Source organism: Paracoccus sp. R86501 (assembly GCF_042466435.1).
Lineage (GTDB): Bacteria > Pseudomonadota > Alphaproteobacteria > Rhodobacterales > Rhodobacteraceae > Paracoccus.
The window spans coordinates 1,211,931-1,230,187 of sequence record NZ_JAXHPZ010000001.1; the positions used below are offsets into that span (position 1 = coordinate 1,211,931).

Consider the following 18,257-nt stretch of genomic DNA (forward strand, 5'->3'; position numbering starts at 1 on the left):
CAATGGGCGCCCTTTCCTTATCAGGCGTTCGCTTCGCGGATCTTATCCGCAGCGGCCTGATCATATTCCACGCCTTTTTGCGCGAACAACTGATCCAGCTCACCTGAAAGGGTCATCTCGGTGATGATGTCGCAGCCACCGACGAATTCGCCGCTGACATACAGTTGCGGGATGGTCGGCCAGTCCGAGAAATCCTTGATGCCCTGACGCAAGTCCTGATCGGCCAGCACGTTCACATCCTGGAACGAAACGCCCATATAGTTCAGCACGCCAGCCACCCGGCTGGAGAAACCGCACTGCGGCATTTCCTTGGTGCCCTTCATGAACAGAACCACCGGGTTCGTTTCGATGATTTCCTTGATGTTCGTGGTCACGTCGCTCATTTGCGCAATCCTTTTGGTCGCGGGCCCGTTAGAGGCGGGCCGTAATTTCGGGGCAGGGGCTGCCCGTCAGGCGGGGGCCTTGGTGGTCAGGGCCAGCGCATGCAGCGCACCGGCCGGGCCATCCATCTTGCCTTGCAGCGCGGCATAGACTGCACGCTGTTGCTGGACCCTGTTCTGGCCGCGGAAGCTTTTGTCGATGACCTCGGCGGCATAGTGATTGCCGTCGCCGGCCAGATCGGTGATCGTGATCTTCGCATCCGGGAATGCGGCCTGGATCAGGGCTTCGATGTCATGGGCTTCCATCGCCATCGGGTATTCCTTCTTTCTTTCGTGTCAGATGTAGGGGATGGTCATGCGCCTCGCAAGGCCATGCGAAAGGCCGCACCCGTGAAGGTGCGGCCTTATCGACATCTTTGGTGATAAGATGGGCTTAGTTCATCGTGCTGACGGCACCTGCGGTCCCACCTACGACGGCACCGACGGGGCCCGCGACGGCTGCACCACCAATGCCACCGGTTGCAGCACGTTCCGTTACGGTATTGCCACAGGCGGCCAGCGTCAGCAGGGCGGCGGTCAGGCCAAGGGTCACGAAGCGCATGGGGTAATCCTTTCATGGATGAATATCTTGTCATGACCTTGACGCCGCAAGGCCCGCAAAGTTCCCGACCATATGTCGATCTCGACAGACGCTGTGGAACATCGGCGCACAGCAGCCGTTGAGCGTCAGCAACTGAACAACCTACAGGATGATACCATGACCCGTTTTTCCAGCGCTGCCCTGATCGCCCTGCTGGCCGCCACCCCGGCTTTGGCCCAGGATCAGGCCATGTCCGCCGATGTGGCCGACGCCGAGGGCAATGCACACGGCACGGTCGAAGCGATGCCCACGCCGTCCGCCATGATGCATGTCACGATCGATCTGACGGATGTCGAACCGGGCACCTATGGCGCGCATCTGCATGAAACAGGGCTGTGCGAAGGCCCCGATTTCAAAAGCGCCGGCGGGCATCTGGCCAGTGAAGGCGAAGAGCACGGCGTGATGTCCGAGGCCGGCCCGCATGTCGGCGACATGCCCAACATCCATGTCCCCGAGACAGGCGCGATCACCGTGGAATATTTCATCCCCGATCTGGGTGCCGACATGATCGGCGATGACGATGGGACTGCCTTCATGCTGCATGCCAAGGCCGATGATCTGGAATCGCAGCCCTCGGGCGATGCGGGCGACCGGATGCTTTGCGCTGTCCTAGCAGAAGCGGAATAACCCGTTTGACATCACTGCACGGGGGCGGCGTTTCGGCGTTGCCCCTTTGAATGACAGGATGCCACAGCCCCCGCAGGGTGCGCTTTTCCGAACAGAAATGTTGTGGAAAAGTGGCGGAGAGACAGGGATTCGAACCCTGGGAACCCTCTCGGGCTCAACGGTTTTCGAGACCGCCCCGTTCGACCACTCCGGCACCTCTCCGCGCTTCTTGGGTGGTGAGGCGGGGATTAGATCGACAGGGGTTGAAGCGCAAGGGGGTTTCGACCAAAAAATGCATAAGTGTTGAATTTTCTTGGGAAGGTGCGGGTGATGCTGACGATCTTGTGGCTTGGAACCGCATTGGCCACGGGGCCGGCCATGCCCGACGCGTCGGCAGCTTGGCCCGAACGAACGCTGCAGGTCCAGATGACGACCCAACCCGCCACGGTCGATCATCTGTGGTCGGTGCTGAAGATTGAACCCCAGATGCAGATTTTCCAGCAAGAGGCCGTTTCCGAGGCCGCGCGGCTGGATGCGGACAACATGATTGCCGGGACGGGACGGCCATGGGCGGCAACGGTCGGGGACATCCACGACCCCATGCGATTGCAGACCTTGTTCCGGCAGGGTTTGACACGCGCATTGGATCGTGCCGATCCGGCGTTGATCGAACAGGGTCTGCGTTTTTACGAAACGGGGTTGGGTCGGCGGATGGTGCCACTGGAAACCTCGGCGCGTCATGCGATGCTCAGCGACGAAGTGACGGCGCAGGCCAGCGCCGCTTTCGCGCAAGCCGAGTTTCAGGATGACTCCCGCGCCGAACAGATCCTGCGTCTGATCGATGTGGCAGATCTGGTCGCCCCGAACGTCAGCAGCGGGCTAAATGCATCCGTGGCGTTTTCGGATGGGTTCGAAGCGGTCGGCGGTTTCGACATGCCCCTGACGCAGGACCAGATGCTTGCCGAAACATGGGCCCAGCAGGATCAGATCGAGGCAGAGACCCGCGACTGGCTGCAATCATTTCTAATGATGGCCTACTCGCCATTGAGAGATGATGAGGTCGAGACCTATATCTCTTTCGCCTCCTCGCCGGCGGGTCGCGAATTGGCGCGGGTGATGTTCGCGGCCTATGACACGGTATTTTTGCAAACATCACGCGATATGGGCATGGCGGCGGGTCTGCGCTTGCAGGGGCAGCAGCTATGACGGTGGTTCTGACGGGACCGCTGGCCCAGCCCCAGCTGATGCAGGCACTTGATCTGCGGGGACACGACGTCACGCTGACCGGCAGCCTGCATGGCGGGTCTTGGGCGGGTCTGCAGCGCGACGGCTGGCCCGTGTGGATAGATGACGGCGGCCGGTTGCCGGGCATCGCCGTGACGCCGTCGCTGCAGATGCTTCGCTATGCGGCGGTGATGGGGCTGCAAATTCGCGATGTCGGTGGGCATCAGGTGATGGGCATTGCAGGGCAGGGCGATACTGACCAGCCGTGGCATGCAGACACTGATCGCGATCGCCTGAACGCTGAAATCGCGCGCCAGATCATGGCAGCGGGCGATCACGTCGATCCCGACCTGTTGGCATGGCGGTTGCCGATGATCGGCATCTGGGCCTCGACCAGGATCCGCGCTGGCCGAATGCCGATTTCGGGGCAGGGGGTCGTTGCACAGCGCAGTGCGGATGCGGTCCGCACTTTGGAGCGCCATCAACGGTTCCACGGCTATTTCGCGGTCGAGGAACGCAGCCTGACCCATGATCTGCATCAGGGCGGAACCTCGGCCCGCGTTACCCGTGAAGGCTTTCTGATGGGCGACGCGGTTGTCATGCTGCCATGGGACCCGGTGCGCGACCGCGTGCTTATCATCGAACAGTTCCGCTTTGCCCCCTATATTCGCGGCGACCGCCAACCTTGGCAGTTGGAACCCATTGCAGGCCGCGTCGACGCAGGCGAGACCGTCGAAAGCGCCATCCTGCGCGAAGCCCGCGAAGAAGCCGCGCTGGATATCACGACATTGCTGCCCTGTTTCAACTGCTATCCCAGCCCCGGCGCGGTCTGCGAATTCCTTTATCAGTTCATCGGCGTGGCGGATCTGCCGGACGATGTTACCGGCGTGCACGGTCTGGACACCGAGGCCGAAGACATTCGCAGCCATGTCATGGATCGTGCGCGCCTGTCCGATCTGGTCGATCAGGGCCAGATCACCAATGGGCCCTTGTTGACGTTGTCGCTGTGGCTGGACGCCCGCGCTGACCGGTTCAAGGCGGAACTGGCAAGGCGCTAGGGTCGTTTCCTGCGGGTCACGGCACCGTGGGGCGGGGTTGCCCCTTGGTGGCGTGCATGTGTAGGTATTCAGCATATTGAACCCAACCGGAAAAAAGGTCGATCGCCATGCGAATCTGTTCTGATCTGGCCGACGCGATCGGCAATACCCCGTTGATCCGTCTGAACCGCGCCAGCGACGAAACCGGCTGCGAGATCCTCGGCAAGGCCGAATTCATGAACCCCGGCCAGTCCGTCAAGGACCGCGCGGCGCTGTACATCATCAAGGATGCCGTCGCGCGCGGTGAATTGCGCCCGGGCGGCACCATCGTCGAAGGCACGGCGGGCAACACCGGCATCGGGCTGGCGCTGGTCGGGGCCTCGATGGGCTTCAAATCGGTGATCGTGATCCCGGAAACCCAAAGCCAAGAAAAAAAGGACATGCTGCGCCTTGCAGGTGCCACCTTGGTCGAGGTTCCGGCAGCCCCCTATAAGAACCCCAACAACTATGTCCGCTATTCCGGTCGTCTGGCCGAAGCGCTGGCTAAATCGGAACCCAATGGCGCCATCTGGGCCAATCAGTTCGACAATACCGCCAACCGTCAGGCCCATGTCGAAACCACCGGCCCCGAGATCTGGGAACAGACCGGCGGCAAGGTCGACGGTTTCATCTGCGCGGTCGGATCGGGCGGAACGCTGGCGGGGGTGGCCGATGCGCTGCAGCCCAAGGGCGTCAAGATCGGCCTGGCCGACCCCGAGGGCGCGGCGCTTCATTCCTTCTATACCACCGGCGAATTCGACAGCCCCGGCAGTTCGATCACCGAAGGTATCGGGCAGGGGCGCATCACCGACAACCTGAAGGGCTTCACCCCCGATTTCAGCTGGCGCATTTCAGACGATGAGGCCCTGCCCATCGTCTTTGACCTGCTGAAGGACGAAGGGCTGTGCCTTGGCGGTTCGTCGGGCATCAACATCGCCGGTGCCATTCGCATGGCGCGCGAAATGGGCCCGGGCCATACCATCGTCACCATCCTGTGCGACTACGGGAACCGTTACCAGACCAAGCTGTTCAACCCCGAGTTCCTGCGCGCCAAGGGCCTTCCGGTTCCCGAATGGTTGACCCACGGCGCACCGGACCTGCCCGAAGTCTTTGAAGGTTGATCCACTACATGAGACATTTCCTAGCAATGCTGATGGTGGCCTTTCTGGCTACCACGGCAACGCCCATCCTGGCCCAGCAGACCCTGAACTATGACCAATGGGAGCAGACTGCCGAAAAGGTCGAGGGGCTTTCCGTTGATCCGCAGGCGTCCGATGCCGCCCTTGGGCAGGCGCGTGATACCATCGTCGAATGGCGCGATCGCCTGCAACTGGGCCAGAACGTCAACGCCGACCGCATCGCCACCCTGCGCAACCAGATCGAATCCCTTGGTCCGGCGCCTGCTGAAGGCGAAACCGAAGACGCCGATGTTGCGACCCGCCGCGAGGAACTGAACGAACAGCTGTCCACCGCACAGGCACCGCGTCTTGCCGCAACCGAGGCTGCCAGCCGCGCCAATTCCATCATCTCGCAGATCGATGAGGTTCTGCGCCAGCGTCAGGCCTTGGCACTGGCCCGCCAGACCCCGTCGCCCCTGCTGCCCACCAGCTGGGCTGCAGCGGTTTCGGACGGTTTCGAACTGTTGGAGGGCGTTGCCTCCGAAGTTTCGGTTCAAGGAGCCGCCACGGAAACCTTCGCCGACGTGCGGCCCCGTCTGCCCGTCGCCGGTGCCTATCTGCTGGCGGCGATCCTGCTGCTGACCCTTGGGCGTCGCTGGATCATCAACCTGCCGTCGCGCCTGTCGGCCCGTGCGTCATCCTACAGCCGGGCGGTCATGGCCTTTGTCGTGTCGCTTGGTCAGATCGCCGTGCCGATGGTCGGGGTCAATCTTGCCATCCGCGCCATCAAGGCGACCGGTCTGCCCGGTCCCTGGACGACCCCATTCCTTGATGCGCTGCCGGTGGCCGCGGTCATCCTGTTCGGTGGCATCTGGCTGGCCCGCGCCATGTTCCCACGCGAAGCCATCGCCTATACATCGCTGCAGATGGGCGAAGCCGCGCGCATTTCGGCCGCCCGCATGGTCACCGCATTGGCCACGCTGATGTCGATCCATCATATCCTGACCCGCGCGGTCCTGCCGCTGTCGGGCCTTTATGAACAGGGCGAGGCCCAGGCTGGCCGTGTGCCGGTCCAGTTCAGCGAAGCCGCCGCGGGCGTTTGGCACGTCGTGATGGTGGTGCTGGCCGGTCTGGCGATGTTCAAGCTGGGCAATACCCTGCGCCGCCTGACGCGCGATTCCGTGACGCAGGACCTGTCCTATCGCCACTGGATCGTGGCATGGGCCGGTCAGCTGACCCGCGTGGTGCCGATCATCGCGCTGATCGCGATGGCTGCAGGCTTCATCAACTTTGGCAACCTGCTGGTCTGGCCGTGGCTGCTGTCGCTTGGTCTGGTCGCGCTGCTGATCCTGTTGCAGGACTTCATCGCTGACGTTTTCAACATGCTGCAACGCGGTGCCGAAGGTGCCCGTGACGGCCTTGCGCCTCTGCTGATCGGCTTTGCGCTGGTCATCCTCTCGGTGCCGCTGTTTCTGGTCATCTGGGGTGCCTCGGTGCAGGAACTGGGCGAATATTGGGTTCGCTTCCGGACCGGTGTCAGCCTTGGCGGCATCACCCTGTCGCCGGGCGCGATCATCACCTTCCTGATCGTCTTTGCCATCGGCTATTTCGTGACCCGGACGGTCCAAGGCGCGTTCCGCAATTCGATCCTGCCCAAGACCAAGCTTGATCCCGGCGGGCAGAATGCGCTGGTGTCGGGGCTGGGCTATGTGGGTATCGTGCTGGCCGCGGTTTTGGCGATCACCTCGGCGGGCATCGACCTTAGTTCGCTTGCCATCGTCGCCGGTGCGCTTTCGGTCGGTATCGGTTTCGGTCTGCAGAACATCGTGTCGAACTTTGTGTCCGGCATCATCCTGCTGATCGAACGCCCCGTCAGCGTCGGCGACTGGATCAGCGCGGGCGGTCAACAGGGCATTGTCAAGCGCATCTCGGTGCGTTCGACCCAGGTCGAGACCTTTGACAAGACCGAAGTCATCGTTCCGAACAGCGACCTGATCAGTCAGCCGGTGACCAACTGGACCCGCCATAACAAGGTGGGCCGCATCATCATTCCGGTCGGCGTGGCCTATGGCACCGATACCCGCAAGGTCGAACGCATCCTGCGTGAGATCATCGAGGATCAGGCCATGGTCGCCATCGATCCGCCCCCGTCGGTTCTGTTCCGGGGCTTGGGCGCGGATTCGCTGGACTTCGAGATCCGTGCGATCCTGGCCGATGTCGGCGCAGGGCTGGGTGTGACCTCGGACGTGCTGCATGAGGTCGTCCGTCGCTTCGAGGAAGAGTCCATCGAAGTGCCCTTCGCACAGCGCGACATCTGGCTCCGCAACCCCGAGGCTCTGACCGGCGCGGAAAAACCCGTGCGCGAGGCACCGTCCAGCCCGCAAAAGCACGACCCCGCGCTGACCTTCGATCAGGCTGCCGACGGCGATGCCCTGCCGGATACCGGTGACGGCGACCGCTAAGGCGGCGGGTTCACGAAAGAAGGGCGCCCCGAGTAGGGCGCCCTTTCTTCATGGCCGAACCGTGTTTCTTAGGCAGCGCGTGGGCTGTCGTGGCGATCGCTGGTGCCATCATCCGGCAAGCCTTCACGCGACAGCATCACCGCCACGGGGCGCAACCACGGGATATGCGCGCAGACGATCATCAGCGCGACCATGATCGGCACCGCCAGGAACATGCCCGGCACGCCCCAGACCGCGCCCCAGAAGGCCAGCGACAGGATGATGCCGAAGCTGGACAGGCGCAGCGTCTGCCCAAGCAGCATCGGATCGATGACATTGCCGATGATGAACTGCACAAGGCTGCACAATGCCCCGACGATCAGCGTCATCGTCATGTCGCCCGTCAGCACGAAGACCAGAATCGCCGCGACGACCGTCGCCACGATGGATCCGACCGAAGGGATGAAATTTAGGACGAAAGTCAGGATCGCCACGGCCGTTGCCAGTTCCAACCCGAAACCGCGGAAGATCAACCAGACCAGCGTCGCGGTGACCAGACTGACCGCGGTTTTGACCACCAGATAGCGGTTCACCCGGTGCATGATCGAGGTGATGATCCGACGGACCTGCCGCGCTTGGTCGGCATCCTCGGACAAACGCTCGACCTTTTGGGGGAACCAGACCTGTTCGGCGAACATGAAGCCTACGAACAGGATGACCAGTACGCTGCCCGACAGGATGCCCGATGCCTGACCCGCAAGCGATCTGATCCAGCCGGTGATGTTGAAATTCGTCAGCGCCGTGATGATGCGTTCCTGCGCCTCGGGTCCCAACCGTTCGGTCAGGGCCGGTATGGCGGCCTGCGCACGTTCGGCATAGCTGATCGACAGGAAGACGATTTCATTGACCTGCGCCACGATGGTCGTCGAAATCCACAGAAGCCCAAGCGCGATCCCAATCAGCGCCAGCGTCGTTGCCAGCCAGTTCGGCACCTTCAGACGGGTCGAGATGGCGTGGATTGCATCGGAGGTCAGCGAAAACAGGATGATCGCGATCGCCAGCGAGATGAGGATAAAGCGCGCCTGCACCAACATGAACAGCAACAGGGAAAACGCGATGATCCCCAGAAAGCCGGTTTGAAGACGTTCGCGCAAGACCGAGTCGTTCGATTGATCCAAGGGCATCCCCGCTGGTTCGGAAAAGCCCGCCCCGGTCAGGGGCGGGCGGGTTGTGTTCAGTCCTGATCTTCTTCGGGCAGCGCTTCGGCGTCGGCCTGTTCGGCGATGCGGGCGACCGAGACGACGATCTCTCCGCTGCTGGTGTTGAAGACGCGGACACCGCCGGCGGAACGCGACCGGAAGCTGATACCCTCGACCGGCACGCGGATCGACTGGCCTGTCAACGTGGCCAGCATGATCTGGTCATCGACTTCCACCGGGAAGCTGGCGACGATGGCGCCGCCGCGCATCGCACGGTCCATGGCCATCACGCCTTGGCCCCCGCGACCGCGCACCGGATAATCGTGGCTGGAGCTGATCTTGCCCGCACCATTCGCGGTGATGGTCAAAATCAGATCCTCGGCCGCCGACATCTGGGCATAGCGTTCCTGGGTGATGCTGCCCTCGGCGACGGTTTCCTCGTCCTCATCCGCCTCGGCGCCGTCATCCAGCGCACCTGCAACCGCGCGGCGCATCTTCAGATAGGCCACCCGTTCGGCAGGATCGGCATCGAAGTGACGGATGACGGACATGCTGACCACGCTGTCATCCTTGCCAAGCCGGATGCCGCGCACCCCGGTCGAGGCGCGGCTTTGGAAGACACGCACCGCCGTGGTCGGGAAGCGGATGGCACGACCCGACGATGTGAACATCATCACGTCATCCTGTTCGGTCGCCAGACGCGCCCCGATCAGCGTCACGCCTTCGGGCAGCTTCATCGCAATCTTGCCGTTACGCATGATGTTGGTGAAGTCAGACAGCGCGTTGCGGCGCACGTCGCCCTGATCGGTGGCGAAGACCACCTGATAATTCTCCCACTCGGTCTCGGGGGCGTCCATCGGCAGCAGTGCCGCGATGGAAACACCCGCGTCGATCGGCAGGATGTTGACGATGGCCTTGCCCTTGGACGTGCGGCCGCCAAGCGGCAGACGCCAGGTTTTCAGACGATAGACCATGCCGTCCGTGGTGAAGAACAGCAGTTCGGTATGGGTGTTGGCGACGAACAGGGTGGTGACCACGTCGTCTTCCTTGGTGGCCATGCCCGACAGACCCTTGCCGCCGCGGCGCTGCGCACGGAATTCGGCCAGCGCGGTGCGCTTGATATAGCCGCCCGAGGTGATGGTCACGACCATGTCCTCACGCTCGATCAGGTCCTCGTCCATCATGTCGCCGGACCATTCGACGATCTCGGTGCGACGGGGAACGGCGAACAGGCCGCGGATTTCGCGCAGCTCGTCGCTGATGATCTCCATGATGCGTTCGCGCGATGCCAGGATCGCCAGGAAATCACGGATGGCTTCGGCCAGAGATTGCAGTTCGTCGGTAACTTCCTTGACACCGATCTGCGTCAGACGCTGCAGGCGCAGGTCCAGAATGGCGCGTGCCTGCGTTTCCGACAGGTTGTAGGTCCCGTCTTCATTCACCGGATGCAGCGGATCGTCGATCAAGCGCAGATATTCGACGATGTCATGGGCAGGCCAGCGACGTTCCATCAGTCGGGTGCGCGCTTCTGCGGCATCGGCGGACGAACGGATGGTGGCGACGACTTCATCGACATTGCTGACCGCAACGGCCAGACCGCACAGCACATGGCTGCGTTCGCGGGCCTTGCGCAATTCATAGGCGGTGCGGCGCGCGACAACTTCTTCGCGGAAGCTGATGAAATAAGTTAGAAAATCGCGCAGCTTCAACTGTTCGGGCTTGCCGCCGTTCAGCGCCAGCATGTTGCAGCCAAAGCTGGTCTGCAACTGGGTGAAACGGAACAGCTGGTTCAGCACGACCTCGGGGGTGGCATCGCGCTTCAGTTCGACGACGACGCGCACACCCTGACGGTCGGATTCATCCTGAACGCTGGAAATGCCCTCGACGCGCTTTTCCTTGGCCAGCTCGGCGATCTTTTCGATCAGCGTGGCCTTGTTCACCTGATAGGGAATTTCGTCCACAACGATGGCATAGCGGTCCTTGCGGGGTTCTTCGATGTGAACCTTGGACCGGATGATGACGCTGCCGCGACCCTCAAGATAGGCCTTGCGCGACCCGGAACGGCCCAGGATCGTCGCACCGGTCGGAAAGTCGGGTCCGGGGATGATTTCCAGCAAGCGTTCGGTCGGCAGATCGGGGTTCTCGATCAGCTCCAGCGTGGCGTCGATGACTTCGCCCAGGTTGTGGGGCGGGATGTTGGTCGCCATGCCGACGGCGATACCGCCCGCACCATTGACCAGCATGTTCGGGAAACGCGCAGGCAGAACCGTCGGTTCGCGGTCCTTGCCGTCATAGTTGTCCTGAAAATCGACGGTATCCTTGTCGATGTCCATCAGCAGATAGCTGGCCGGTTTGTCCATGCGGACTTCGGTATAACGCATGGCGGCCGCGCTGTCGCCGTCCATGCTGCCGAAGTTGCCCTGACCGTCCAGCAGAGGCAGCGACATCGAAAAGTTCTGCGCCAGACGGACCAGCGCATCATAGATCGCGCTGTCGCCATGCGGGTGATACTTACCCATCACGTCACCGACCGGACGGGCCGATTTGCGATAGGATTTGTCGGGCGTATTGCCGCTTTCGTCCATCGCATAGAGGATGCGGCGGTGAACCGGCTTCAGCCCATCGCGCAGATCCGGGATCGCACGGCTGACGATAACCGACATGGCATAGTCCAGATACGAAGTCCGCATCTCGTCGCTGATGTCGATGACCGGTCCGTCATGGTGCATGACCACGCGCGTCTCGGTGCTGTTTTCGTCACCATTCTCGGGGGATTGGGGCAGATCGTCTTCTGGGGTGTCGGCCACGGGTATTCCTCAACATCTTGTCGATCTTTGGTATAGCCGAGGCCGGTGCAAGGGGCAATCGCGCCCCCGCTTCAAGGGTCAGGAAAACACCGGTTCAGCCCCTGTTTCCTGCCTTTCGCGCAGCCATGCCCCAGATGATCGCAAGGATCGCCGAACAGATCGCGTTCCAGCCGGCCATCGACACCCCAAGGAAGCGCCAGGCGACCTCGTCGCAGCGGGTCACGGGGGTACCTTGCAGCTTGGTCATCAGGTCGCTGGCCGACATGCGGGCGAAATCGGCGACGCCGCCGGAACAATGGGCGGGGCCCTTCCACCACGTCATCTCGACGCCGACGTGATAGATGGCAAAGCCCATCGCCGTGCCTGCGGCAACCATCCCCAGAATGGAAAGCGCCCGTGTCCAGCCGGTCAGCCACACCAGCGCGGCGATCACCACCGCCGCGACATGGGGCCATCGCTGCAGGATGCACAGTTCGCACGGCATGTAACCCGCGGCCTGAAACCCGAGGGCGGCGATCAGCAGCGCGGCCGAACCCGCACCGGCGACATAGGCAAGCTGGCGATCAGTCACAGGAACCTCAGAGCTGCAAATCCGCCGATCAGGCAGACCATGAAGATAGTGAAGACCAGGCCAAGCCGTTTCTCGATGAAATCACGGATCGGCGGGCCAAAGCGCCATAGCAGCCCCGCCACCACGAAGAAGCGCGCGGCACGACCGATGATCGTGGTCAGGATGAACAGGGGCAGGGACATGCCCACGGCGCCCGAAAAGATGGTGATGACCTTGAAGGGGAAGGGCGTCAGCGCCGCGAACAGCACCGCCCACCCGCCATAGGCTGCGAATTGCTGGGCAAGATGGTCGTATGCGGCCTCTTTGCCGTACATCGTCAGGACCCATTGGCCGACGGACTCCATCAGGGCGGCGCCGATCCAATATCCCAGCAGCGCCCCCAGAACCGACCCGCAGGTGGCGATGGCGGCAATGGCCCATGCCCGCGCGCGGCGTGCCAGAACCATCGGGATCATCAGCACATCGGGCGGAATGGGAAAGACGCTGCTTTCGATGAAGCTGATCGCGAACAGCCATGTCGAAGCACGCCGGTGTGCGGCCAAACCCATCGTCCAGTCGTAAAGCCTGCGCAGCATCGCGTTCCCTTTTCCCTGTCTTGCCTGTCCTTCCCCCCGAAGGCCGCAAAGGTCAAGCATCTTGCGGTGGGGTCGCAGGGCTGTGATGCTTGCGTGAAACCCGATGCGGCCGGGCGCGTTGGCTGCCAAACAACACCCAGCACAGGGAAGACATCACATGAAATGGCGCGGGCGGCGGGGCAGCAGCAACATCGAGGATCGGCGCGGCATGGGCCGGGCAGGCGGCATCGGCATCGCGGGGACGCTGGTCGTGTTGGCTGTCGGCTATTTCTTCGGCATCGATGTCTCGCCCTTGGTGCAGGGTATGGATGGTGGCACCCAGCAGACCGAACTGAGCGAGCGGGACGAACAGATGGGCCAGTTCGTCTCGGTCGTTCTGGCCGATACCGAAGAAGTCTGGACCCCCGTCCTGCGCGATCAGGCCGACGTCGCCTATGTCGAACCCAAGCTGGTGATGTTCAGCGGCGCCATCCAGTCGGCCTGCGGCGGTGCATCCTCGGCCATGGGACCGTTCTATTGCCCCGGCGATCAGAAGGTCTATCTGGACACCGATTTCTTCGACCAGATGGCGAACCGCATGGGTGCGGGCGGTGATTTCGCCGCCGCTTATGTCATCGCGCATGAGGTCGGCCACCACGTCCAGAACCTGACCGGCACGCTTGGCGCGGTGAACCAGGAACGTGGTCGCGTTTCCGAGGCGGATTCGAACCGCCTATCCGTGATGACCGAACTGCAGGCCGATTGTTACGCAGGGATCTGGGCGCGTCAGGCTCAGGAACGATTTGGCACGCTGGAAGTTGGGGACATGCAAGAGGCGATGCAGGCAGCCGAGGCCGTGGGTGACGATGTCATCCAGTCCAATGCCGGGCGGAACCCGATGCCCGACAGTTTTACCCACGGTTCGGCCCAGCAGCGCCAGACATGGCTGCAGCGCGGCTTCGAAAGTGGCGATATGGGACAATGTGACACTTTCCGTGCCACGGATCTGTGATTAGGTTGATGTTAGCTGGATAAAAGGAATACGGGATGACGATGATCTTCATGGCCATGGGTCTGCTGACCGCCTTCGCGATCACCCTGCAACTGGGTGCCCCGCGCCAGCAGCCGGTGGCCATCCGCAAGGACTAACGCGGGATACGCATTCCGCGACGCTGATCCAATGTGGCCCATTCGGGCCACATTCCCAATTTTTCCAGCAGCAGCATGGCTAGACCTGCCGCGATGATGGCAAAGACCAGCTTGACCATCTTTGCGCTTGGTGGCTTGCGGGCCCATTTTGTGGCACGCATCAGCCAGATCATGTTGTTCATCGCGGGCCCTGCCTGTTAATGCCTGATCGGAATCGAAACAGACGCCGCGACGAAACTCAAGAGCCATACCTTGCCGAAACATCACGATACCCGAGATCTGCCTTATACCGCCCGCCAGATGTACGATCTGGTGGCCGACATCGAAAGCTATCCGCAGTTTCTGCCGTGGAACAGCGCGGCCCGTATCCGCAACACCACGACCCGCGATGATGGCGCACAAGAGATTGCCGCCGATCTGGTCATCAGCTTCAAAGTCTTCCGCGAGCGGTTTGGCAGCCGCGTCGTGTTGTGGCCCGAAGATGAGAACGGCGTTCTGAAAATCGACACGGAATATCTGGACGGCCCGTTCAAATACATGCGCAGCGGCTGGACCTTCAAGGATCGTCCCGAAGGCGGCTGCCATGTCGAGTTCTTCGTCGATTTCGAATTCAAGAACATGATCCTGCAGCGGCTGATCGGCGTCGTCTTTAACGAAGCCATGTCGCGGATCGTCCGCGCATTCGAAGACCGCGCCCGCAAACTGTATTCCTGAGAAGTAGGCTGATGACGCCCCAGAATGATCTGATGCCCGCGAAAGTCGTCTATGGTCTTTTTGCAGTGGGCTATTTGGTGGCGCTGACGACATTGGCCGGTGTCGTCTATGCTTATATGTCGCGCGGGCAGAATTCCGTGCTGGATAGCCATCTTCGCTTCCAGATCAGGACATTCTGGATCAGCCTTCTGATCGGTTTGATCGCGATGATCACCATGATGATCGGCATCGGCTTCCTGATCTGGGCGTTTCTGGCGGTCTGGGGATTGGTTCGGGTGATATCAGGCTTTCTGCTGGCGAATGAAGGTTGACCGATCAGCGGCAGCAGATACTGGGGCGTCATGGCATATTGACCGCTTTGACGAAAAAGGCCGCCCCGTGAGGCGGCCTTTTCGGTTTCAGGTCAATGCGGCCTTCAACGCCTCGGCCCGGTCGGTGCGTTCCCAGCTGAACGCCGTTGCGCCGTTAAGCGCATAGGGATCACGACCGAAGTGGCCATAGCTGGCCGTCGGGCGATAGATCGGGTGCAGCAGGTCCAGCTCGCGAATGATCGCGAAGGGACGCAGGTCGAAGACCTCGCGCACCGCGGCGACGATCTTGTCGGCAGACACCGTTTCCGTCCCGAAGCAGTTGATGCTGATCGAGGTCGGCTCGGCCACGCCGATGGCATAGCTGACCTGAATTTCGCAGCGACGTGCAAGACCGGCAGCCACGATGTTCTTGGCAACCCAACGACCCGCATAGGCCGCCGAACGGTTGACCTTGGACGGATCCTTGCCCGAAAACGCACCACCACCATGGCGGGCCATGCCGCCATAGCTGTTGACGATGATCTTGCGACCCGTCAGACCGCAGTCGCCCACCGGCCCGCCGATGACGAATTTGCCGGTCGGGTTGATAAAGTATTTCGTGTCCGCGGACAGCCATTCCGCCGGCAGGACCGGCTTGATGATCTCCTCGATCACGGCTTCGCGCAGATCGGCCAGGCTGATTTCGGGGTTGTGCTGCGTGGACAGCACGACCGCGTCGATGCCCTCCGGACGACCATCAGCGCCATAGCGCAAGGTCACCTGCGATTTCGCATCCGGGCGCAGCCAAGCCAGCGAACCGTCGCGGCGCACCTTGGACTGGCGTTCTACCAGACGGTGGGCATAGGTGATCGGCGCGGGCATCAGCACGTCGGTCTCATCCGAGGCATAGCCGAACATCAGACCCTGATCGCCCGCACCCTGTTCTTCCAGACTGGCACGATCGACGCCCTGATTGATCTCGGGCGATTGCTTGCCGATGATGTTGATGACCGAGCAGGTCGCCCCGTCAAACCCGACATCGGACGAATTATACCCGATATTGTTGATGACGCCGCGCACGATGGATTCCAGATCCACCCACGCGCTGGTGGTGATTTCACCCGAGATGATGGCGACGCCGGTTTTCACCATCGTCTCGCAGGCCACACGGGCGCGCGCATCTTCGGTCAGGATGGCATCGAGGATCGCGTCCGAAATCTGGTCGGCGATCTTATCGGGATGCCCCTCCGAGACGGACTCGGAGGTAAACAGCGAATATTCTGTCATGTGATCAGTACCGGTAATGGTCGGATTTGAATGGGCCTTCGGGCGTAACGCCGATATAATCAGCCTGTTCCTTGGAAAGCGTGCTCAGCTTGGCCCCGACCTTTTCAAGGTGCAGACGTGCCACTTTTTCGTCCAGTGCCTTGGGCAGGATATAGACGCCCGGCTGGTATTCGTCGCCCTTGGTCCACAGTTCGATCTGGGCCAGAACCTGGTTGGTGAAGCTGGCCGACATCACGAAGGACGGATGGCCGGTGGCATTCCCAAGGTTCAGCAGGCGGCCCTGGCTCAGTAGGATGATGCGATTGCCCGAGGGCATCTCGATCATGTCCACCTGATCCTTGATGTTGGTCCACTTGTGGTTGCGCAGGCTGGCGACCTGAATTTCATTGTCGAAATGGCCGATATTGCCGACGATCGCCATGTTCTTCATGACGCGCATATGTTCCAGCCGGATCACGTCGCGGTTGCCGGTGGTGGTGACGAAAATGTCGGCGCTGTCGGCCACGTCTTCCAGCGTCACGACCTCGAAGCCGTCCATGGCGGCTTGCAGGGCGCAGATCGGGTCGACCTCGGTCACCTTCACGCGGGCGCCCGCGCCGACCAGGCTGGCGGCGCAGCCCTTGCCGACATCGCCGTAACCGCAGACGACGGCGACCTTGCCGGCCATCATCACGTCGGTGGCGCGGCGGATGCCGTCGACCAGCAATTCCTTGCAGCCGTACTTGTTGTCGAACTTCGACTTGGTGACGCTGTCATTGACGTTGATCGCGGGGAAGGGCAGCTGGCCCTTCTTCTGCAGATCGTAAAGACGGTGGACGCCGGTGGTCGTCTCCTCGGAGACGCCAAGGATCTGGTCGCGGGTCTTGGTGAACCAGCCCGGCGATTGTTCCATGCGCTTTGCGATCTGCGCCTTGATAACGGCTTCCTCATCCGATTGCGGGACGGGGATGATGTCCTCGCCCGCCTCGGCGCGCGCGCCCAGCAGGACATACAGCGTCGCATCGCCGCCATCGTCCAGGATCAGGTTCGCGCCTTCTTCGAACTGGAAGGACCGGTCCAGATAATCCCAATGCTCCTCAAGGCTCTGGCCCTTGATCGCGAAGACCGGGATGCCCGCCGCGGCGATGGCCGCCGCCGCATGATCCTGCGTCGAATAGATGTTGCACGACGCCCAACGCACATCGGCACCAAGGCCCACCAGCGTCTCGATCAGCACGGCGGTCTGGATGGTCATGTGAAGGCTGCCGACGATCCGTGCGCCCTTCAGGGGCTTGCTGTCGCCGTATTCCTCCAGCAGGGCCATCAGGCCGGGCATCTCGATCTCGGCGATGTCCAGTTCCTTGCGGCCGTAATCGGCCAGTGCGATATCTTTGATGATGTAATCGGTCACGTCGTGTCTTTCGTCATTCCCAGGTTGCCACGGGGATACCGCATGGTCTGGCTGTTCGAAAGGGGTTAAACTGTCACGTCATCCGGCGGCGCTGACCGGACCCTGCGACCCGCGGGCCACCCGACGGATATAATCGCCGACGATGACCTGCGCCGCTTTGACCGGATCGCTGTCCTGCGAAAAATCGCCAAGGCGTCCGTCCACGATCATCCGCGCGGTGCCATAGACAAAGCAGCGGCTGGTGATGACCAGGGATGCGATGTCTTCCTTGGGGTGCAGCTGGCCCTTGTCCTGCGCGCGCTGCATCATGCGGCTGGCCAGATCATTGATCGAATCCTGATAACGGCGCAATTGGGAATAGCTGTTGGCGTTGATCAGGCGCTGGTCCGACATCAGGCGAAACTGCGAGGGGTATTCCACGACCCAGCAAAGATAGGCCGTGATCAGCGCATGACACTGTTGCATCGGATCGTCGGGATCGATCTGCACCACGGCGCGGGTGCATCGGTCGATCAGGACCATACAGGCCTGTTCGACCACCGAGATCAGCAGCGAAGTCTTGTCCGGGAAGATCGACTGAAGACGTTCCAGCGGCATGTCCATCGCATCGGCCACGTCTTGCAGACTGGGCGTATGCGATTGCGATTCCTCGATCAGCCGCAAAGTGGCGGTCACCGCGCTTTCATGCACGCGCGCGTTTTCGGGAGAGGACATCGTGTTGGTCATTCGCTTGAATCCGGTAAGGCTGGTTGGTGGGTCGATGACGATACAAGGCAACACGCGAAACAGGATACATCGTCATCAGACCCGT

General features: G+C 61.7%; 19 protein-coding genes and 1 tRNA gene. 8 read left to right on the plus strand and 12 right to left on the minus strand.

Annotated elements, in window-relative coordinates:
• Positions 1 to 20: 20 nt before the first annotated feature.
• The 3 genes from grxD to SJY40_RS05945 all read right to left on the minus strand — a co-directional run bounded on the left by grxD (position 21) and on the right by SJY40_RS05945 (position 981).
• Positions 21 to 383, minus strand: a complete 363-nt coding sequence (gene grxD, locus SJY40_RS05935; protein WP_378943787.1) for a Grx4 family monothiol glutaredoxin — start codon at positions 381 to 383, stop codon at positions 21 to 23.
• Positions 384 to 449: 66 nt separating this feature from the next.
• Positions 450 to 692 (minus strand): BolA/IbaG family iron-sulfur metabolism protein, encoded by a 243-nt coding sequence (locus tag SJY40_RS05940; RefSeq protein ID WP_378943789.1) that lies wholly within the window; start codon positions 690 to 692, stop codon positions 450 to 452.
• 121 nt (positions 693 to 813) lie between these two features.
• Positions 814 to 981 (minus strand): hypothetical protein, encoded by a 168-nt coding sequence (locus tag SJY40_RS05945; RefSeq protein ID WP_378943791.1) that lies wholly within the window; start codon positions 979 to 981, stop codon positions 814 to 816.
• 156 nt (positions 982 to 1,137) lie between these two features.
• Here SJY40_RS05945 and SJY40_RS05950 point away from each other — a divergent pair, with 156 nt between their 5' ends.
• A complete protein-coding gene (locus SJY40_RS05950; RefSeq protein WP_378943793.1) occupies positions 1,138 to 1,647 on the plus strand; it encodes a superoxide dismutase family protein in 510 nt (169 codons plus the stop codon).
• 111 nt (positions 1,648 to 1,758) lie between these two features.
• Here SJY40_RS05950 and SJY40_RS05955 read toward each other — a convergent pair.
• Positions 1,759 to 1,848 (minus strand) — tRNA-Ser (locus SJY40_RS05955).
• A 108-nt stretch (positions 1,849 to 1,956) separates the two neighbouring features.
• On the opposite strand from SJY40_RS05955, the gene SJY40_RS05960 reads away from it, so the two are divergent.
• From SJY40_RS05960 to SJY40_RS05975, 4 genes are all read left to right on the plus strand, one after another.
• The gene (locus tag SJY40_RS05960; protein WP_378943795.1) at positions 1,957 to 2,832 is read left to right on the plus strand and encodes a hypothetical protein; all 876 of its coding nucleotides are present in this window, start codon (positions 1,957 to 1,959) and stop codon (positions 2,830 to 2,832) included.
• A complete protein-coding gene (locus SJY40_RS05965; RefSeq protein WP_378943797.1) occupies positions 2,829 to 3,908 on the plus strand; it encodes an NUDIX domain-containing protein in 1,080 nt (359 codons plus the stop codon). The genes SJY40_RS05960 and SJY40_RS05965 overlap by 4 nt, the downstream gene beginning before the upstream one ends.
• Before the next feature lie 107 nt (positions 3,909 to 4,015).
• Positions 4,016 to 5,047, plus strand: coding sequence for a cysteine synthase A (locus SJY40_RS05970; protein WP_378943799.1), 1,032 nt, complete (start codon positions 4,016 to 4,018; stop codon positions 5,045 to 5,047).
• An 8-nt stretch (positions 5,048 to 5,055) separates the two neighbouring features.
• The gene (locus tag SJY40_RS05975; RefSeq protein WP_378943801.1) at positions 5,056 to 7,506 is read left to right on the plus strand and encodes a DUF3772 domain-containing protein; all 2,451 of its coding nucleotides are present in this window, start codon (positions 5,056 to 5,058) and stop codon (positions 7,504 to 7,506) included.
• A gap of 68 nt (positions 7,507 to 7,574) precedes the next feature.
• Here SJY40_RS05975 and SJY40_RS05980 read toward each other — a convergent pair whose 3' ends face one another.
• From SJY40_RS05980 to SJY40_RS05995, 4 genes are all read right to left on the minus strand, one after another.
• Entirely contained in the window at positions 7,575 to 8,669 is a 1,095-nt protein-coding gene (locus SJY40_RS05980) for an AI-2E family transporter (RefSeq protein WP_378943803.1), read from the minus strand.
• A gap of 50 nt (positions 8,670 to 8,719) precedes the next feature.
• A complete protein-coding gene (gene gyrA / locus SJY40_RS05985; protein WP_378943805.1) occupies positions 8,720 to 11,491 on the minus strand; it encodes a DNA gyrase subunit A in 2,772 nt (923 codons plus the stop codon).
• Positions 11,492 to 11,585: 94 nt separating this feature from the next.
• Positions 11,586 to 12,062 (minus strand): disulfide bond formation protein B, encoded by a 477-nt coding sequence (locus SJY40_RS05990; RefSeq protein ID WP_378943807.1) that lies wholly within the window; start codon positions 12,060 to 12,062, stop codon positions 11,586 to 11,588.
• On the minus strand, positions 12,059 to 12,637 hold the full coding sequence (locus SJY40_RS05995) for a YqaA family protein (protein WP_378943809.1): 579 nt from the start codon (positions 12,635 to 12,637) through the stop codon (positions 12,059 to 12,061). Before SJY40_RS05995 ends, SJY40_RS05990 begins: the two co-directional genes overlap by 4 nt.
• A gap of 157 nt (positions 12,638 to 12,794) precedes the next feature.
• Here SJY40_RS05995 and SJY40_RS06000 point away from each other — a divergent pair, with 157 nt between their 5' ends.
• Positions 12,795 to 13,628 carry a neutral zinc metallopeptidase gene (locus SJY40_RS06000; RefSeq protein ID WP_378943811.1) on the plus strand — a complete coding sequence of 278 codons (834 nt, stop codon included), beginning with the start codon at positions 12,795 to 12,797 and terminating at the stop codon, positions 13,626 to 13,628.
• A 133-nt stretch (positions 13,629 to 13,761) separates the two neighbouring features.
• Here the strand turns inward: SJY40_RS06000 and SJY40_RS06005 are convergent, their stop codons facing one another.
• Positions 13,762 to 13,947 (minus strand): hypothetical protein, encoded by a 186-nt coding sequence (locus SJY40_RS06005; protein WP_378943813.1) that lies wholly within the window; start codon positions 13,945 to 13,947, stop codon positions 13,762 to 13,764.
• A gap of 70 nt (positions 13,948 to 14,017) precedes the next feature.
• Between SJY40_RS06005 and SJY40_RS06010 the strand changes: the two genes are divergently transcribed.
• Complete coding sequence (locus tag SJY40_RS06010) at positions 14,018 to 14,479, plus strand: type II toxin-antitoxin system RatA family toxin (protein WP_378943815.1); 462 nt, start codon at positions 14,018 to 14,020, stop codon at positions 14,477 to 14,479.
• Positions 14,480 to 14,490: 11 nt separating this feature from the next.
• Positions 14,491 to 14,790 carry a DUF4870 family protein gene (locus SJY40_RS06015; RefSeq protein ID WP_378943817.1) on the plus strand — a complete coding sequence of 100 codons (300 nt, stop codon included), beginning with the start codon at positions 14,491 to 14,493 and terminating at the stop codon, positions 14,788 to 14,790.
• A gap of 87 nt (positions 14,791 to 14,877) precedes the next feature.
• Here the strand turns inward: SJY40_RS06015 and metK are convergent, their stop codons facing one another.
• The 3 genes from metK to SJY40_RS06030 form a co-directional block, all read right to left on the minus strand.
• Positions 14,878 to 16,056 carry a methionine adenosyltransferase gene (metK, locus tag SJY40_RS06020; protein WP_378943819.1) on the minus strand — a complete coding sequence of 393 codons (1,179 nt, stop codon included), beginning with the start codon at positions 16,054 to 16,056 and terminating at the stop codon, positions 14,878 to 14,880.
• A 4-nt stretch (positions 16,057 to 16,060) separates the two neighbouring features.
• Positions 16,061 to 17,446, minus strand: coding sequence for an adenosylhomocysteinase (gene ahcY, locus SJY40_RS06025; RefSeq protein WP_378943821.1), 1,386 nt, complete (start codon positions 17,444 to 17,446; stop codon positions 16,061 to 16,063).
• A gap of 78 nt (positions 17,447 to 17,524) precedes the next feature.
• On the minus strand, positions 17,525 to 18,160 hold the full coding sequence (locus tag SJY40_RS06030) for a TetR-like C-terminal domain-containing protein (protein ID WP_378943823.1): 636 nt from the start codon (positions 18,158 to 18,160) through the stop codon (positions 17,525 to 17,527).
• Positions 18,161 to 18,257 lie beyond the last annotated feature (97 nt).

What these genes read in the sequence shown, in the direction of transcription:
- SJY40_RS05970 (WP_378943799.1), top strand. Translation starts at nt 4,016, where the DNA reads ATGCGAATCTGTTCTGATCTGGCCGACGCGATCGGCAATACCCCGTTG.
- SJY40_RS05940 (WP_378943789.1), bottom strand. Translation starts at nt 692, where the DNA reads ATGGCGATGGAAGCCCATGACATCGAAGCCCTGATCCAGGCCGCATTC.
- SJY40_RS05965 (WP_378943797.1), top strand. Translation starts at nt 2,829, where the DNA reads ATGACGGTGGTTCTGACGGGACCGCTGGCCCAGCCCCAGCTGATGCAG.
- grxD (WP_378943787.1), bottom strand. Translation starts at nt 383, where the DNA reads ATGAGCGACGTGACCACGAACATCAAGGAAATCATCGAAACGAACCCG.
- SJY40_RS06000 (WP_378943811.1), top strand. Translation starts at nt 12,795, where the DNA reads ATGAAATGGCGCGGGCGGCGGGGCAGCAGCAACATCGAGGATCGGCGC.
- SJY40_RS06015 (WP_378943817.1), top strand. Translation starts at nt 14,491, where the DNA reads ATGACGCCCCAGAATGATCTGATGCCCGCGAAAGTCGTCTATGGTCTT.
- SJY40_RS05945 (WP_378943791.1), bottom strand. Translation starts at nt 981, where the DNA reads ATGCGCTTCGTGACCCTTGGCCTGACCGCCGCCCTGCTGACGCTGGCC.
- SJY40_RS05975 (WP_378943801.1), top strand. Translation starts at nt 5,056, where the DNA reads ATGAGACATTTCCTAGCAATGCTGATGGTGGCCTTTCTGGCTACCACG.
- SJY40_RS06030 (WP_378943823.1), bottom strand. Translation starts at nt 18,160, where the DNA reads ATGTCCTCTCCCGAAAACGCGCGCGTGCATGAAAGCGCGGTGACCGCC.
- metK (WP_378943819.1), bottom strand. Translation starts at nt 16,056, where the DNA reads ATGACAGAATATTCGCTGTTTACCTCCGAGTCCGTCTCGGAGGGGCAT.
- SJY40_RS05960 (WP_378943795.1), top strand. Translation starts at nt 1,957, where the DNA reads ATGCTGACGATCTTGTGGCTTGGAACCGCATTGGCCACGGGGCCGGCC.
- SJY40_RS05980 (WP_378943803.1), bottom strand. Translation starts at nt 8,669, where the DNA reads ATGCCCTTGGATCAATCGAACGACTCGGTCTTGCGCGAACGTCTTCAA.
- SJY40_RS05995 (WP_378943809.1), bottom strand. Translation starts at nt 12,637, where the DNA reads ATGCTGCGCAGGCTTTACGACTGGACGATGGGTTTGGCCGCACACCGG.
- SJY40_RS06005 (WP_378943813.1), bottom strand. Translation starts at nt 13,947, where the DNA reads ATGAACAACATGATCTGGCTGATGCGTGCCACAAAATGGGCCCGCAAG.
- SJY40_RS05950 (WP_378943793.1), top strand. Translation starts at nt 1,138, where the DNA reads ATGACCCGTTTTTCCAGCGCTGCCCTGATCGCCCTGCTGGCCGCCACC.